This window comes from Nonomuraea sp. NPDC052129 (assembly GCF_040680095.1).
GTDB lineage: Bacteria > Actinomycetota > Actinomycetes > Streptosporangiales > Streptosporangiaceae > Nonomuraea.
This window is the reverse complement of record NZ_JBFAVX010000003.1, coordinates 630,069-645,275: the sequence shown is the minus strand read 5'-3', so window position 1 is coordinate 645,275 and position 15,207 is coordinate 630,069. Positions and strand designations below refer to the sequence as shown.

Annotated in this window: 14 protein-coding genes and 2 pseudogenes; 3 read left to right on the top strand and 13 right to left on the bottom strand. The window is 66.3% G+C overall.

Annotated elements, in window-relative coordinates; translation table 11 throughout:
- The first annotated feature begins 36 nt into the window (after positions 1 to 36).
- Complete coding sequence (locus AB0L53_RS11165) at positions 37 to 954, top strand: hypothetical protein (RefSeq protein ID WP_363992773.1); 918 nt, start codon at positions 37 to 39, stop codon at positions 952 to 954.
- A 344-nt stretch (positions 955 to 1,298) separates the two neighbouring features.
- Here AB0L53_RS11165 and AB0L53_RS11160 read toward each other — a convergent pair whose 3' ends face one another.
- From AB0L53_RS11160 to AB0L53_RS11140, 5 genes are all read right to left on the bottom strand, one after another.
- Entirely contained in the window at positions 1,299 to 1,484 is a 186-nt protein-coding gene (locus AB0L53_RS11160) for a hypothetical protein (RefSeq protein ID WP_358434328.1), read from the bottom strand.
- Positions 1,485 to 1,977: 493 nt separating this feature from the next.
- Positions 1,978 to 3,003 (bottom strand): CU044_5270 family protein, encoded by a 1,026-nt coding sequence (locus tag AB0L53_RS11155; protein WP_363992772.1) that lies wholly within the window; start codon positions 3,001 to 3,003, stop codon positions 1,978 to 1,980.
- Positions 3,000 to 3,503, bottom strand: a complete 504-nt coding sequence (locus tag AB0L53_RS11150; protein ID WP_363992771.1) for an RNA polymerase sigma factor — start codon at positions 3,501 to 3,503, stop codon at positions 3,000 to 3,002. Before AB0L53_RS11150 ends, AB0L53_RS11155 begins: the two co-directional genes overlap by 4 nt.
- Before the next feature lie 500 nt (positions 3,504 to 4,003).
- Entirely contained in the window at positions 4,004 to 4,417 is a 414-nt protein-coding gene (locus AB0L53_RS11145; protein WP_363992770.1) for a hypothetical protein, read from the bottom strand.
- 677 nt (positions 4,418 to 5,094) lie between these two features.
- Positions 5,095 to 5,688 (bottom strand): DUF4291 domain-containing protein, encoded by a 594-nt coding sequence (locus AB0L53_RS11140; RefSeq protein WP_358546517.1) that lies wholly within the window; start codon positions 5,686 to 5,688, stop codon positions 5,095 to 5,097.
- 215 nt (positions 5,689 to 5,903) lie between these two features.
- On the opposite strand from AB0L53_RS11140, the gene msrA reads away from it, so the two are divergent.
- The gene (msrA, locus tag AB0L53_RS11135; protein WP_357954715.1) at positions 5,904 to 6,416 is read left to right on the top strand and encodes a peptide-methionine (S)-S-oxide reductase MsrA; all 513 of its coding nucleotides are present in this window, start codon (positions 5,904 to 5,906) and stop codon (positions 6,414 to 6,416) included.
- Between the two features lie 220 nt (positions 6,417 to 6,636).
- On the opposite strand, the pseudogene AB0L53_RS11130 reads toward msrA, so the two are convergent.
- The 4 genes and pseudogenes from AB0L53_RS11130 to AB0L53_RS11115 all read right to left on the bottom strand — a co-directional run.
- Positions 6,637 to 6,744: pseudogene (locus AB0L53_RS11130) on the bottom strand (peptide-methionine (S)-S-oxide reductase); the annotation flags it as partial.
- A gap of 29 nt (positions 6,745 to 6,773) precedes the next feature.
- The gene (locus tag AB0L53_RS11125) at positions 6,774 to 7,328 is read right to left on the bottom strand and encodes a PIN domain-containing protein (protein WP_363992769.1); all 555 of its coding nucleotides are present in this window, start codon (positions 7,326 to 7,328) and stop codon (positions 6,774 to 6,776) included.
- Between the two features lie 3 nt (positions 7,329 to 7,331).
- Positions 7,332 to 7,787, bottom strand: a complete 456-nt coding sequence (locus AB0L53_RS11120) for a helix-turn-helix domain-containing protein (protein ID WP_363992768.1) — start codon at positions 7,785 to 7,787, stop codon at positions 7,332 to 7,334.
- Between the two features lie 221 nt (positions 7,788 to 8,008).
- Positions 8,009 to 8,146: pseudogene (locus AB0L53_RS11115) on the bottom strand (peptide-methionine (S)-S-oxide reductase); the annotation flags it as partial.
- A 137-nt stretch (positions 8,147 to 8,283) separates the two neighbouring features.
- Here AB0L53_RS11115 and rarD point away from each other — a divergent pair.
- Entirely contained in the window at positions 8,284 to 9,210 is a 927-nt protein-coding gene (gene rarD, locus AB0L53_RS11110) for an EamA family transporter RarD (protein ID WP_363992767.1), read from the top strand.
- Here the strand turns inward: rarD and AB0L53_RS11105 are convergent.
- From AB0L53_RS11105 to nuoL, 4 genes are read right to left on the bottom strand one after another with little or no spacing between them, the layout of a single operon-like run.
- The gene (locus tag AB0L53_RS11105) at positions 9,178 to 10,167 is read right to left on the bottom strand and encodes a polyprenyl synthetase family protein (RefSeq protein WP_363992766.1); all 990 of its coding nucleotides are present in this window, start codon (positions 10,165 to 10,167) and stop codon (positions 9,178 to 9,180) included. The genes rarD and AB0L53_RS11105 overlap by 33 nt on opposite strands.
- 10 nt (positions 10,168 to 10,177) lie before the next feature.
- Entirely contained in the window at positions 10,178 to 11,764 is a 1,587-nt protein-coding gene (gene nuoN / locus AB0L53_RS11100) for an NADH-quinone oxidoreductase subunit NuoN (protein WP_363992765.1), read from the bottom strand.
- Entirely contained in the window at positions 11,761 to 13,320 is a 1,560-nt protein-coding gene (locus AB0L53_RS11095; protein WP_363992764.1) for an NADH-quinone oxidoreductase subunit M, read from the bottom strand. Before AB0L53_RS11095 ends, nuoN begins: the two co-directional genes overlap by 4 nt.
- Positions 13,320 to 15,191: an NADH-quinone oxidoreductase subunit L gene (nuoL, locus tag AB0L53_RS11090; protein WP_363992816.1), complete on the bottom strand. Its 1,872-nt coding sequence runs from the start codon at positions 15,189 to 15,191 to the stop codon at positions 13,320 to 13,322. Before nuoL ends, AB0L53_RS11095 begins: the two co-directional genes overlap by 1 nt.
- Positions 15,192 to 15,207 lie beyond the last annotated feature (16 nt).

The following is a 15,207-nucleotide window of genomic DNA, read 5'->3' as shown; positions in this document are numbered from 1 at the left end:
ATCAGCACCCCCGCGAGCCGTGTCAACATGGTCGGCATGCTCGCGATCACAGTGCGCACCGAGGACGGCAGCCGACACGTCCGGGTGGCTGCGGAAGAACTCGCCGAACTGGTTCGCCGACTCGGCCGGCAGCGCGACCGTTTTCTGGTCGTCCAGCGGATTCCCGACCTGCCCGACATCTTCGTACAGGTCTGGCACGAGGAGGGAAGCGACTACACGTTGGAGCACCGCGACGGTGCGCCGAACCAGCACTACCAAGTAACGCTCGACACGTCTGACCTGGTGATCGAGGCCATCACCGGCTGGGCATGTCTGGAGGACGACTGGGATTCCGGGCTGGATTGGACGCAGTTGGACCTGGGCCGCCCGGAGCCCACACCTCCGCTTGAACTTGACGAAGATGATCGGCAAAAGCTCGAGGCGCGCATCCGTACGGTGATCGTGGGCGGGTACGCGACTCGCGCACAGGTAGCCGAGGTCGCGGAGGACTATCTCGTGTCAGGGGACCACCGACCAGTGTCTGCCGAGCAGGCACGGCGACTGACCGATCGGATGTGGCTGGAGCGTGTCGAGGAGCAGGCCGTCTGGGAAGGCGAGACGGACCCGGAACGACTCACCAGAGCCTTCACGGCCCTGGAAGCCGCAGGTATCACCGCTCGGGAGAACTTCACCTGTTGCCGTTCGTGCGGCCAAGCGGAGATCGGAGCGGCAGGTACAACGGATGCCCGCGGCTTCGTCTATTTCCACACGCAGTGCACGGACTCCGCCGCGGCAGGACACGGACTGTCACTCCTGTACGGCGGGTTCGACGACTCATCGGACACGACCGTATCCATCGGCCGGCAGGTCGTGGCCACGCTGACAGAAACCGGCCTTTCGGTGGAGTGGAACGGCCACCCCGACCAGGCCATAACCGTCGCACCCCTGGATTGGCGCAAACGGCTCGTCGGATGAGCCCGCGCGGGGGGCGAGGCCTCGTATCAAACGCCAAGACCGCCGGGTCCTCCCGTCCATAGCCTTGGCCAAACGCTCCAGGACCGGCAACGTCGGCACAGTCCCACCGACATCGAAGCGGGCCACCGCCGGCTGAGTCATGTCGGCTCTTTCGGCCAGCTCGCACTGACTCCAACCGCGATCTCCCGTACAGCACGACCGAGTTGGAAGGCCAGACGAGCCGCGTCATACGCCTCGGCCGCCGTGTGCGCTTCGTCTTTATAGCGACACAGGCCCGGTGCCGAACCGGACATCCCACTCGCCATCCAGCGGTGGCACCATAACCCGATCCCCGCGCTTCGGGCTCATACCGAAACCTGCACCGGCCCGAAGTCACCGCTCGTGGGTTTGCGTGCCTCGACGTAATGCGCAGGGTCGGCCTTGACTCTGGCGATAGCCCGCCATCCCGCGATGTCCTCCCGGGTAGTGGCATCGACATCCAGCTCGGCCGCGTCGGAGAGCGCTTCGACCAGTTCCAGAGTGAAAAGCACGCAGTTCGTCCGAGGACAGGTGGCGAACCCACGGGAAGACCTCCGGCATTGCTACGACCAGCGCACGCGCGGCGGGATCATGCTTGATCAAGGCAAGGAACAGCCGGGACGCGGTAGCCAGCGTCTGTTCGCGCTCCTCCTCACGGTCCGCCGCAGTCAGGTAGAAGTCCGGAGCATCCCGATGTGTGACACGCACGCGCCCCAGACGTGCCGCACGCTCGGCGACCGCTCGGGGGTTCCTCGACAAGTCAGAAAACGTCACAGCGTCGGCATGGCTAGTGCTCACTCGTTGAGTTTACGTCAGAACACATTCTGATATAAGCGATCGAGCTTATCCTGACCAGACGGTTCTAGGCTCGGGATTTGATCGCCGGCCTCTTAGCCGTCTGACCAGGCATCTAGCACCTGGAGGCTCCTAACCTCGCTGGGCTTCTTCGGGCCTGAGCCACGTGTGACGATCACTTCGAAAGGCAACCCATCCGGTGCGCGCGTTCTAGAGCCGGCCCGTACAGCCACGACACTTGGGAGGCGCCACCGGCCGCACATCGCTCCAGCCCACCTTCCTGATGATCCTGGCATCCCACGCAACGCCCTCGGGACTCAGCCCTTGCGTCCCGAGGAACTGTCCAGTCCTGGGGTCGATCACCAGCTGACCTCCCTGGTACTGGAGAGCCAGCCCGTTGAGCCCGAACGTGCCGGGAACCTCGTCGACCACCTTGAAGCCCGGCGCCTTCGCCAGGAGAAGGTAAGCGGCAGCCCTGGTGCCGGGCGTCGCCGGTGAGTTGATGAGCTGCCTGGCGGCCCCCGCGAGCCATGGCTCGCGTTCATCGGCACCCTGAGGGTCGTAACTTGCCAGCAGCCGCGCCCTGAGCGCCGCTGGCTCTTTGGGGAGGTCCCGCAGTTCCGTCATCGTCGGCTTCAACCCATCGGCGAGCTCCAGCCCCTGATCCAGGTACACCGAGCCGTATGCGGGCATGTTCTTGTCGCACCCCCGCGCGGGGCACAGCTTGGGCGAGCCGTCCCGTCGCCACGTCTTCAGGCTCTCGGCCGTGTACGGTTTCGACGACATCGGCTCGCGCCAGCCGTAGACCTCGCGGTTGGGCCCGAAGGCGAGCACCTCCATGGCCCGTGTCTCCACCTGTATGGCCCGTACCTCGGCCTTGTAGTTGTACTCGTCCTTCGTCCGCATGACGTCCTCGATGTCACGTCGCCAGAAACGACCCTTCGCCTCCGGTGTCGCCGCCAGCTTGGCGGCCGCGGCTTCCAGCTTCTGCATGGGCGTGACCGCGACAGGCTCCACCGCAGGCCGAGGTACGAGAACCGCCACGGCGCCGACCACGAGTGCCACGGCCGCCGCCACGAGCGCCATGCCCGTCCACGACCTCCTGCGCACCCGTGCCCTGGACGCAGGAGGAATCGGTGCGGCTGCGAATACCCGCGCCCGCGCCGCCGCCAGCTGGCCGGCCGATGGGGTCGGCGCGTCGGGCATCAGCGAGTCGATGACCTGGAACTCGTTCATCCCAACCCCTCACGAAGCTTGGTCCTGGCCCTGCTCAACCGGGACGCGACCGTCCCCGGGGCGATTCCGAGCGCCGCCGCCACCTCGTCGTACCTCAGCCCGGCGTACGCGATGAGCAGCACCACGTCGCGCTCCCCCTGTGACAACCGCGCCAGCGCCCCCGCCAGCCGGTCGACCGTCACCTTCGCGGTGAGCCAGTCCACGATCCGCTGATCGTGTCCTTCGTCGTCAGGTGGCGGCCCCGTCCGGGCTATGGCACGGTACCTCCGCACCTCGGCACGCCGATGCCGGCCGATGAGGTTGGTGGCGATGCCGTACAGCCACGGCCTGACCTCGCCTACGGCCGAGTCGAAGCGGTCGCGCTGTCTGAAGGCGATGAGGAACGTCTCCGCCGCCAGGTCTTCGGCTACGTCGAGGGCGAGCCTGCGGCCGATGTAGCGCCAGATCTCCTCGTAATGGGCTTCGAAGATGGCCTCGAAGACGCCAGGAGCAGTGATCACACCCATGCTTGCCCGCAAGCGTGCGATTCTTCCAGAAAATCTTGAGTTGGCGTCGCAGAGGGATGGCGTCCCGGAAACACAGGCCAAGCCATACGTTGACTTAATGTCCGTTGAGGACCTGCGTCATCCACTCCAGCGATCCCGTGCTGAGCACCTCATCCGCGAGGCGCTTCGCGGAGGTCACACCCGGCTGGACTGGCGACGTCCGCACCAGGCTCTCGAACGGGTACGTCATGTGGCCTGGACCTGTTCTTGCCGGGCCATGGTGTACGAGCTGTGCGAGGGCGGCGGGCAGGCGTTCATCCGGCGGACCGTCCAACTCGACGGCACCCCCGAAGTCCGCGAGACCTCGGCCTATTCCTCCCCAGTGCTTGGGCGGTACGTGCTGGTCGGGACCGTGGCAAAGAGCCGCAGCGCGGTCCAGCGACCGCCCGACGCGCAGCGGGCGCCCGCAGGCGGGCACGCCCTCGATCATGTAGAAAAAGTCGTCGCTGTAGCTACTAGCGACACCACCCCGGGGGTAGATCGTTCGGCCCTCGAGTCCACCACCATCGGGTCTCGTTCCCCTCTGCGAGAGGCCGCCAGTACTGTGCGAGCTGAGCGCCGCCGTCCTCGTGCGTCACGGCGCGATAGCGCTCGTCGAGGCGATCCAGCGTGTGGGTGAGCTTCGTGTGAGCCGTTCCTTGCAGAGCCTCGCAATACTCTTCCAGACCATCCCGGACAGTCAGGTCATTGAGGTACGTGTAGACAAAGTCCTGGCCTGGCCACCCCTCCTCCATGTCGTTGATCAAGTCCTCCCATATCGCGAAAGAGGAGAGAACGCCATAGATTGGATCCTTTGCCTGCGCCGCCTGTTCGGGCGTCCGGCTCTCCTGCTCCACGGCGAGGCGCTGAAGATCGAGGACCCTGATCATCTGACGTTCGTCGGGAGTGAGGCTTCCGGCCAGAGCCTCCGTCTCACTGCCACGCCGCGTAAGGCGAATCATTACTCCCCGTCGCTGATTGTCAGACCGACGGGGCAGGTCACGCGTCCCGCCGATCCCGCAGTAGCCGTTTTGCCGCAATATCCCAACGCGTCACTCATATTGGACTGACCCCAGTTAGGTGCGCCGCGGACCGATCACCATTCTCCTGGCAGGTGGGATCGCGAAGAGCAGGCCAACTGCTGCGGCCCACACGAGGAGAATGAAGATCGGATCACTACCGAACACGAGTCCCACAGCGTAGAAGACGACGAAGTAGAGGACGACTGCGGCGATAACCCCACGAAGAACCCGCACGACATCAACCCTACGTCGAGAAGAGGGAAACGGGCCATGTCCAGAATCTCAGCCGCCTGCCGGATCAGGTGTCATGGGTGATCACAGGGACTTCAGGCCCCGCATGATCAGGTCGATGGCGTGACGCCAGGAAGCCACAGCCCCCTCCTCTGACCGGCCCAGGCTGTGGCTGGCGAGCCCGGTCGCCTGGACGACTCCCATCAGCGCGCCCACCGCGGCCGCGCGGCCGGCATGATCCCGCGCAGGAACCGCTCGATCCGCAGGTCGGACAGCTGCCGGTCGCCCGAGGCGATCAGCAGGCCGAGGAGGTGTCACCCCCGTAGGTGGGCAAGAAGCTCGGCTCCAACGGGATATGAGCGTTCCTGGGGCAGCAGCCGGGCGGCGGAGTCCAGGTCACCGCCGCTGACGAGGGCGTGTATCTCGTGGGCGAGCGGGGTCATGTCGCGGATGGCGACCGTCCATTCGTCGGCGTAGCGTCGTACGGCCTCGCCCGAGAGACCAAGTTGCAGTGATCGGTAGGGCAGAGGCTGCGAACGCAGGCCCCGCTCGGGGTCCCACTGCACGCGGGCGGGGGCGCGCTTCAACTGAAGCTGCCAGGTTTCGCGGTCGGGGTGTACGTCGCGCGCGTAGGTCGACAGACACGCGTGCCGCAGCGCCCATTCGAAGCCGTCACGGTTGATCTCGACGGCGAGAACGGTCTCCTGTCCTGCCTTGGCGCCCCAGCCGCACCGGTACATCATCCACAGGAACGACGGCTTGATCCACGTCATCCTGTTCCGTTTCCACGCGGCAGGGAAACGACCGTCGCGGATGGCGGGCAGGCCGATTTCCGGGTCGTACGCCTGGTAGACGGTGATCGTTGAGTCCGAATAGGCGGCACGGATCTCGCGTTGCGGTTGTTCCATGTTGTACAGCGTGAGGGCGGTCGGCTCAGGCGGCCAGCGAATTTTCGAACGGCCGTTCACCGTGGCGGGGAGCGTCGGCCGCGGCACCGTGCGGATCGCCGGTGGCTTGCGGGCACGGAATCGCTTGGAACCCTCGCGTGTTGAGAAGAGCGGGCAGGCATGGGATGCCGGTGGTGCCCGAGCGACCGAGCTGAGAGATCTTGGAGGGGGTCGTCATGGCTACACAGACGCAGAGGGCCGTGCTGGCGGGCGGATGCTTCTGGGGGATGGAGGAGCTGATCCGCCGCCTTCCGGGTGTGACGGCGACCCGGGTCGGATACACCGGGGGTGACGTGCCGAACGCGACGTACCGTAACCACGGGACGCACGCGGAGGCCATCGAGATCCTTTTCGACCCAGAGACGACCGATTACCGCGCGATCCTGGAATTCTTCTTCCAGATCCACGACCCGAGCACCAAGAATCGCCAGGGCAACGACATCGGTCTCAGCTACCGTTCGGCGATCTACTACGTGGACGACGAGCAGAAGCGGATCGCCGAGGACACGATCGCCGATGTGGACGCCTCCGGGCTCTGGCCGGGCAAGGTCGTCACCGAGGTGGAGCCGGTCGGCCCCTTCTGGGAGGCCGAGCCCGAGCACCAGGACTACCTGCAGCATTACCCGAACGGCTACACCTGCCACTTCCCGCGTCCGGGATGGCGACTGCCCGCCCGCACGGAGGGCTGACCCCGTTCAGCCGTCGGTCCCGGTCGTCCGCAGTGGACTCGCGTCGGCTCCGCGTCCGCCACATGCGCCTCGACCATCCCGACGAACTGGCCGCCGTATGCCCGGCGCCACCGGCGGCCCTGCTGACCTGGCTTCGCGGGCAGCCGACGGCGCTCACGCCATCGTCCTTGAGGTACCTGTGAACCGCGCCGCCTGACTGTTCCTCGCTATCGCCGCACGCCTACGCGTCGCCGTACGTCAGACCGACGGGGCAGGAGACCCCGGTACCACCGATCCCGCAGTACCCATTAGGCACTTTGTAGAGGTACTGCTGGTGGTAGCGCTTGGCTTCGCGCTACAGATCCAGTTGGGAGGACTTCAGCCGGCTCGAAGGGCAGCGACCGCTTCGACGAGGCCCGCCGCCTCCAAAGCGTCGAGCGCATCATCAACGGTCTCCGGCGGGCTGGTCCGTGAGTCCGCGATCTGCTGCACACAAGCCCAGACGACCCTTCCGTCCAGGTCGATTTGGTCCAGCACGAAGTCATCGGGCGACTTCGCCTCGATATCCCATGGAGCCAAGTAGTCAGCAGGGAAGTCCTTGAGATTCGACGTAACGATGACCTTCGCGCCCACCTTGATCGCCGCAGCCAGCACATGCCGATCATCGCAGTCGGGTAGTTTCAGCCCTTCGATCAGTGGCTCATACCCCTCGACGAGGCAGTCTCGGACAGCGGAGTTCATCAGGCAGCGAAGCTTGTCGAGCTTCTCCGCAGGAATGTCGGGCCGGTTGGCGGCGAGGTTGCGCTGCATCTCGTCAAGGATGCCGTTGGTCCATCTGGCTTGCACCCGTCCTGTCATGGCGAGACGAATGAGCAGGTCACGCAGGGTGTTGCCGTACAACACGTTCGCGTCGTAGACCACCACGAACGTCATGGCTCAGATGCCCAACTCTTGCCCCAGCGCAGCGAGTTCGTCGGCTGCGGTCCGGCGCTTGGCGTCATCGCGACGCTTGTACTCCTGGAGATCCTCGTACTTGATTCGGCGGTGCTTGCCGATCAACCGGAAGGGAATTTCTCCGGTCTCCAGAAGTTTGATCACATACGGGCGTGAGACGTTCAGCATGTCCGCCGCTTGCTGTGTCGTCAGCTCAGCATGCGACGGAATCACCGTGACTCCGCGCCCTTCGGCTGCTTGGGCGAGGATGAAGGCAAGCAGAGTCACGGCTTCACGAGGCAGGATCAAGGGGTCGTCGTCCCCGTGCTCACCGACGACATGTACGGCCGGCTGCTCGGGATACCGCATGAGGTAATCCTTGATCCAGCGTACCGCGCGACCGGCTACCTCGGCATCGATGCTTCCCGGCTGAACTCGCTTGGCCTGCACGTCGGTCATGACGTCACCCCCTCTTCGCAGTATCCGCAACAGACGAAATAAACGCAAGCAAAATCGCTAGCGGCTGACGGGCGCACACGGTCGAAGACAGCCATCACAAGGATCATGGACTCAGCCGCACGAGCCAGGTCACTCTGGCTCCATCCACGAGATTCCCGCATCTGTCGCACTGCCCGACCGAGCTCGAAGGCGAGACGAGCCGCATCGTATGCCTCGGCCCTGAAGCAGCCCATGCCGAAGTCGGCGATCTCCGTGCCTGCAGGGTACGGCGGGGCCAGGGGCGCGTCCAGGACCGCGTGTCGCGCCGGGACCGGCATCTCCGTGGAACGCCCGGTCAGAGCGTCAGCGGGACTGACCATCGATGTCTTGTCGCCGCCGAACAGCCAACCCACCGGGCCACCCCCGGACAGCCACGCTACTTTTTAGCAGTCCTACATATTTCCATACAGCAATACGCATTTGTGTTTAAAGGTGGTAATGCCCGAAACTGGACTACATGCCTGACCTGAGGCGCGGTGTGCTGTTCGGGGCTGCCGCCTACACGATGTGGGGATTGTTCCCCCTGTACTGGCCGCTGCTCAAGCCGTCAGGAGCCGTTGAGATCCTCGCGCACCGCATGGCCTGGTCACTGGTCGCGGTCCTGGTGGTGCTGGCCGTGCGGCGCCACTGGGCCTGGATGCGAGGGCTGCTCAAGGAGCCCAGGAAGCTCGCGCTGCTGACGCTGGCCGCCGTGATCGTCACCGTCAACTGGGGCGTGTACATCTATGCCGTCAACGCCCATCAGGTGGTCGAGAGTGCCCTGGGGTACTTCATCAATCCGCTGATCAGCGTGCTGTTCGGGGTTGTGCTGCTCAAGGAGCGGCTCAGGCCGCTGCAGTGGGTGGCGGTCGGGTTCGGGACGCTCGCCGTGCTCGTGCTGACCATCGACTACGGCCGGCCGCCGTGGATCGCGCTCACGCTGGCCGTCAGCTTCGGTCTGTACGGGCTGGTCAAGAAGCAGGCGAACGTGGGCGCGGCCGAGAGCCTCACCGTCGAGACCCTGGTGCTGCTCACCCCCGCGCTGGGCTACATCCTCTATCTCAGCCTGACCGGCCAGTCCACCTTCGGAAACGAGGGGCTCGGCCACGCGGCGCTCCTGGTCGGGGCGGGAGTGATCACGGCGGTGCCGCTGCTGTGCTTCACCGCCGCCGCCATCCGGGTGCCGCTCAGCACGATCGGCCTGCTCCAGTACATCGCGCCGGTCCTGCAGTTCCTGTGCGGGGTGCTGGTCGCGAAGGAGACGATGCCGGCCAGCCGCTGGATCGGGTTCTCGATCGTGTGGCTGGCACTGGCCGTCTTCACCTACGACAGCATCCGTACGGCCCACGCTACCCGGGCCGCGATCAGGAGATCACCCAGAACGCTCGACAACGTAGTCACATAGCGCCAAAAATGCGTTCTTGGCGGGGATGTCTGGGAGGCTGGAAAGGTCGGTACGAGCCCGGTTCACCCAGGCATCCAGCTCGGCCCGCGCCTGTCCCATGGCCGGGTGCGCCCGCAGCAGCGTCAGCGCCTCGTCCAGGTCCGACTCGGCCACCGGCCCCGACAGCAGCTCCGCCAGCCGCGAGGACGGGTCCGCGGCCAGAGCGTAGAGGACCGGCAGCGTCCGGATACCCTCCCGAAGATCCGTCCCCGGCGTCTTGCCCGACTCCGTCGAGGTGGACGCCACGTCGAGCAGGTCGTCCCCCAGTTGCCAGGCCACCCCGACCGCCTCGCACGCCCGGCTGAGCCGCTCCTCGACGTCGGACGGCGCCCCGGACAGCAGCGCCCCGAACCGGCCGGAGGCCGCGATCAGGGACCCGGTCTTGTCCGCCAGCACGCTGATGTAGTGCGCCACCGGGTCCTCTTCGCCGCGCGGCCCGATGGTCTCGCGGATCTGACCTTGGACGAGACGGGAGAAGGTCTGGGCCTGTACGCGGATGAGCTCGGGCCCGAGGTCCGCCAGGAGGTCGGACGCCTGGGCGAACAGGTAGTCGCCGGTGAGGATGGCCACGGTGTTGTCCCACCGGGCGTTGGCCGACGGCGATCCCCGGCGTACCGGAGCCTCGTCCATGACGTCGTCGTGGTACAGCGACCCCAGATGGGTCAGCTCTATGACCACGGCGCCGGGCACGACACCCGGCGCCGACGGATCCCCGAACTGGGCCGCCAGCAGCACCATCAGCGTACGGAAGCGCTTGCCCCCGGCCTCGATGAGGTGCTTGGACGCCTCCGTGACGAAGGCGTCCTCGCTCTCCACCGACGAACGCAGCAGCTTCTCGACGGCGGCCAGTCCGTTGGCCACGTCCTGCGCCAACCGTTCGTCCTCAATGGGAAGGTCAACCACGGGAGGCGCGGACATACAGATCCCCTTATCTGATGAACAGGCCGGAAGCAGCCTGGTTGGCGAGGTCGAGCATGGGCTGCGGGAAGAGCCCGACTCCTACCGTAATCAGCAGCGAGATGGCGATGACGGCCACGGTCCCCATACTGGGCACCGCGATCGAAGGACCGTCGGCCGCCGGGTCGCTGAAGAACATCAGGACGATGACGCGCACGTAGAAGAACGCGGCGATCGCGGAGGCGACGACGCCCAGCACGACCAGCCCGGTCATCCAGCCCCCGAGCGAGTCACCGGCCTCGGACCCGCTGGCCAGCGCGGCGGCGAACACGGCGTACTTGCCGAAGAAGCCGCTGGTCAGCGGGATGCCGGCGAAGGCCAGCAGGAAGAAGGCGAAGATGCCCGCCAGGATCGGCGAGCGCTTGCCCAGCCCGGCCCAGCGCGACAGGTGGCCCGCCTCGCCGCCGGGGTCGCGGACCATCGTGACCACCGCGAAGGCGCCGACCGTGGTGATGCTGTAGACGAGCAGGTAGAACATGATCGCCGACAGCGACTTGGCGTTCTGCGCGCTCTTGTCGAACGTGGCCATGACGCCGATCAGCAGGAAGCCCGCGTGCGCGATCGAGGAGTAGGCCAGCATGCGCTTGATGTCGGTCTGCGTGATCGCCAGGATCGCGCCGACCACCATCGTCAGGGCCGCGACGGCCCACATGACCGGCCGCCAGTCCCAGTCCAGGTTGCCCAGCGCCACCCAGAACACCCGCAGCAAGGCGCCCACGGCCGCGACCAGCGTGCCGGAGGCCATGAGCGCGGTGATCGGCGTCGGAGCGCCCTGGTAGACGTCCGGCTTCCACGCCTGGAACGGCGCCGCGCCGATCTTGAACAGCAGGCCGACGCCGAGCAGCGAGACTCCGAGCAGCAGGATCGGGTCGAGCAGCGAGCCGGTGGCCAGGGCCTTGTTGATGCCGGTGAACGACACGGTCCCGGCGTAGCCGTAGATCATGGCCGTGCCGTACAGGAAGAAGGCCGAGGAGAACGCGCCGAGCAGGAAGTACTTCATCGACGCCTCCTGCGACAGCAGGCGGCGCCGGCGGGCCAGGCCGCACAGCAGGTACAGCGGCAGCGACATGACCTCAAGGCCGACGAACATGGTCAGCAGGTCGTGCGAGGCGGGGAAGAGCAGCATGCCGCCCACCGCGAACAGGACCAGCGGGTAGACCTCGGTGTGCGAGCCACCGGCGGCCTCGGCCTCCTCCTCATCGGCGCTGCCGGGCACGGCCGCCGCCGAGGCGACGAAGTGACCTTCGTCGTTGATCATCAGCACGCAGACGAACGACAGGACGAGGATGACGCCCCAGATGAACAGCGAGGGTCCGTCGACCGCGACCGCGCCCATGGCGACCGGCGCCGTCGGCACGGCGCCCTTGACCACCTGCACGATGACCAGCGCGAACGCCCCGGCCAGTGACAGCAGGGTGAGGGGTACGTGGATCGACTTGCGCATGTAGCGCGGCGCGAACGCCTCTACGAGCACACCGACGACGGCCGCGCCGAAGACCAGCAGCATCGGCGCCAGCGTGCCGTATTCGATGGTCGGCGCCACGACAGCGTCGTTCACTGGCCGGCCCCCTTCTCAGCGATAGCCGGGTTGTCCACTTTCACGTTGACCAGCGTCTGGGTGACCGTGGGGTTGATCACGTCGAGCAGCGGCTTGGGGAAGAAGCCGAAGCCGATGATCAGCGCGATGAGCGGCGCGAGAACGACGATCTCGCGCACGTTCAGGTCCTTGAAGGCCTTCACCGGCTCGGCGGTCGGCCCGTTGAGCGCCCGCTGCACCATCCACAGGATGTAGACGGCCGCCAGGATCACGGCCAGCGCGGAGACGATCGCCGCGACCGCGAGCGCGCCGGACCCGAAGGCGGAGCTGGTGTAGGTGCCGATCATCACCATGAACTCGCTGACGAACGACGACAGCCCCGGCAGCGAGAGCCCGGCCAGACCGGCGATCAGGAAGAAGCCCGCGAGCAGCGGGGCGACCTTCTGGACGCCTCCGTAGTCGGCGATGTGCGGCGAGCCGCGCCGGGCGATGAGGAACCCGGCGGCCAGGAACAGCGCGCCGGTGGCGAAGCCGTGGTTGACCATGTAGAGCGCGGCGCCGGACTGCGACACCTGCGACATGGCGAACACGCCCATCACGATGAAGCCGAAGTGCGAGATCGACGTGTAGGCGATGAGCCGCTTCATGTCGGTCTGCCCGATGGCCACGATCGCGCCGTAGATGATGCTGATGACCGCGAGGACCACGATCGGCATCGTGAACGCCTTGGCCGCGTCGGGGAACAGCTCCAGGCAGAAGCGGAGCATGCCGAACGTACCGACCTTGTCGAGCACGCCCACGAGCAGCACGGCGGCGCCGGCCGGAGCCTGCGCGGCCGCGTCGGGCAGCCAGGTGTGCACCGGCCAGAGCGGCGCCTTGATCGCGAAGGCGATGAAGAAGCCGGCGAACAGCCACTTCTGCGTCGCGGGGTCCTGGATGACGCCGACGAGCTCGGGGAACATGAACGTGCCCTTACCCGCGACCACGTACAGCGCGATGACCGCGACCAGCATGAGCAGGCCGCCGAACAGCGAGTACAGCAGGAACTTGACGGCCGCGTACGACCGCTGCGCGCCGCCGTACGACCCGATCATGAAGTACATCGGGATCAGCATGGCTTCGAAGAAGACGTAGAACAGGAAGATGTCGGTCGCCGCGAAGACGCCGATCATCATCGCTTCCAGCACCAGCAGCAGCGAGAAGTACGTCTTGACCGACCGCTTCGGGGTGATCAGCGTGCCGTCGGCGCTCTGCGTGCCGTCGGCGTCGTGCCAGGAGGCGAGCACCACGATCGGCACCAGCACCGCCGACAGCGCGATCAGCACGAGCGCGATGCCGTCGACGCCGACCCCGAACTTCACGCCGAAGCTCGGGATCCAGTCGTAGACCGCCTGGAACTGGAACCTGGGGCCGCCCGTCTTGAACTGGACCGCCATCACGAGCGTCAGCGCCAGCACGACCAGGGACACCAGCAGCGTGGCCTGTTTGGCCAGCTTGTCACTGCCCTTGGGAAGCAGGGCCACCACGATGGCGCCCAGGACGGGCACCGCCATGAGTATCGGGAGCCAGGGTGACATCAGATGTTCCCAACGAGGAGCAGGGCGCCTGCCAGGAGGGCAGCACCGAACAGGATGGACAGCGCGTAGGATCTGGCGAAGCCCGTCTGGATCCGCCTGAGACGCCCCGAGGTCCCGCCGATGCCCGCCGCCAGGCCGTTGACCAGCCCGTCGATGCCGCGGTTGTCGAAGTACACCGCGAAGCGGGTCAGCCACTGGCCGGGGCGCATGAACAGGGACTCGTTGAGCGCGTCGCCGTAGAGGTCACGACGGGCGAACGTGGTGAGGAAGGAGCCGCGCGGCGCCACGGCGGGCACCTCGGCCCTGCCGTACCTGACCCAGGCGAAGCCCGCCCCGACGGCGACCAGAGCCAGCGTGACCAGGCCGGCCGTGCTGGCGAAGTCGAACTCCGGCCGCACTTCCGCGGTGCCCACAGCGGGCGAGAGGAAGTCGTACAGCCTGTTGCTCAGGATCAGGTAGCCGCCCAGGAAGAGCGCGCCGAGCGACAGGATCATCAGCGGCCACGTCATGACGGCGGGCGACTCGTGCGGGTGCGCGTCCTTCTCCCAGCGCTTCTCGCCGAAGAAGGTCATGAAGACCATCCGCGACATGTAGAAGCCGGTGATGCCCGCACCGAGCACGGCCAGCCAGCCGAGGATCGGCTGGTGGTGAACGGCGGTCTCGATGATGCCGTCCTTCGTGAAATATCCGGACAGCAGGGGGAAGCCGATGATCGCCAGGTAGCCGATGAAGAACGTCGCGAAGGTGATCGGCATGTGCTTGCGCAGCCCGCCGTACTTCCGCATGTTCACTTCGTCGTTCATGCCGTGCATGACCGAGCCGGCGCCGAGGAACAGGTCGGCCTTGAAGAAGCCGTGCGTGATCAGATGCCCGATCGCGAAGGCGTACCCCGCCGGGCCGAGACCCGCGCCGAGCATCATGTAGCCGATCTGCGACATCGTCGAGCCGGCCAGGCCCTTCTTGATGTCGTCCTTCGCGCAACCGATGATGGCACCGGCCAGCAACGTGGCCGCGCCGACGATCGAGACGGCGAGCGCCTGCGCCGAGTCCGGCGGGAAGAAGAACGCACCGGAGCGGACCACCAGGTAGACACCGGCGGTGACCATGGTCGCCGCGTGGATCAGGGCCGAGACCGGAGTCGGGCCCTCCATCGCGTCGAGCAACCAGGACTGCAGCGGCAGCTGTGCCGACTTGCCGCACGCGCCGAGGAGCAGCAGCAGGCCGATCGCGGTGACCGCGCCGCCGGAGGGCGGGTTCTCGGCGATCTGCTTGCCCAGTTCGCTGAAGGTCAGCGTGTGGAACGTGGCCAGAATGATGAACATGCCGACCAGGAGACCGAAGTCACCGACGCGGTTGACGATGAACGCCTTCTTGGCCGCGACCGCCGCCGAGGGCTTGAACTGCCAGAAGCCGATGAGCAGGTACGAGGCCAGGCCCACGCCCTCCCAGCCGATGAACAGCCCGACGTAGTTGTCGGCCAGCACCAGCAGGAGCATCGCGGCGACGAAGAGGTTCAGATAGGAGAAGAACCGGCGCCGCTCGGCGTCGTGCGACATGTAGCCGATCGAGTAGATGTGGATCAGCGATCCGACACCCGTGATCAGCAGCGCGAAGCTGATCGACAGCGGGTCGATCAGCAACCCCATGTCGACCATGCCGGGAATGAACTCATACAGATGTACGGCCTGACGGCGCTGTTCAGCCGGTAGGCCGATGATCTCAAGGAAGGTCAGCACCGCCACGACGAACGAGGCGAGGGACATGGCCACGCCCAGCAGATGGCCCCACCGGTTCGTCATGCGTCCGAGGATCAGCAGGATCGCCGCACCCAGCAACGGGAAGGCGATCATCAGCCAAGAGGCCCCGATCATGCCGCCGGCGGTGTGC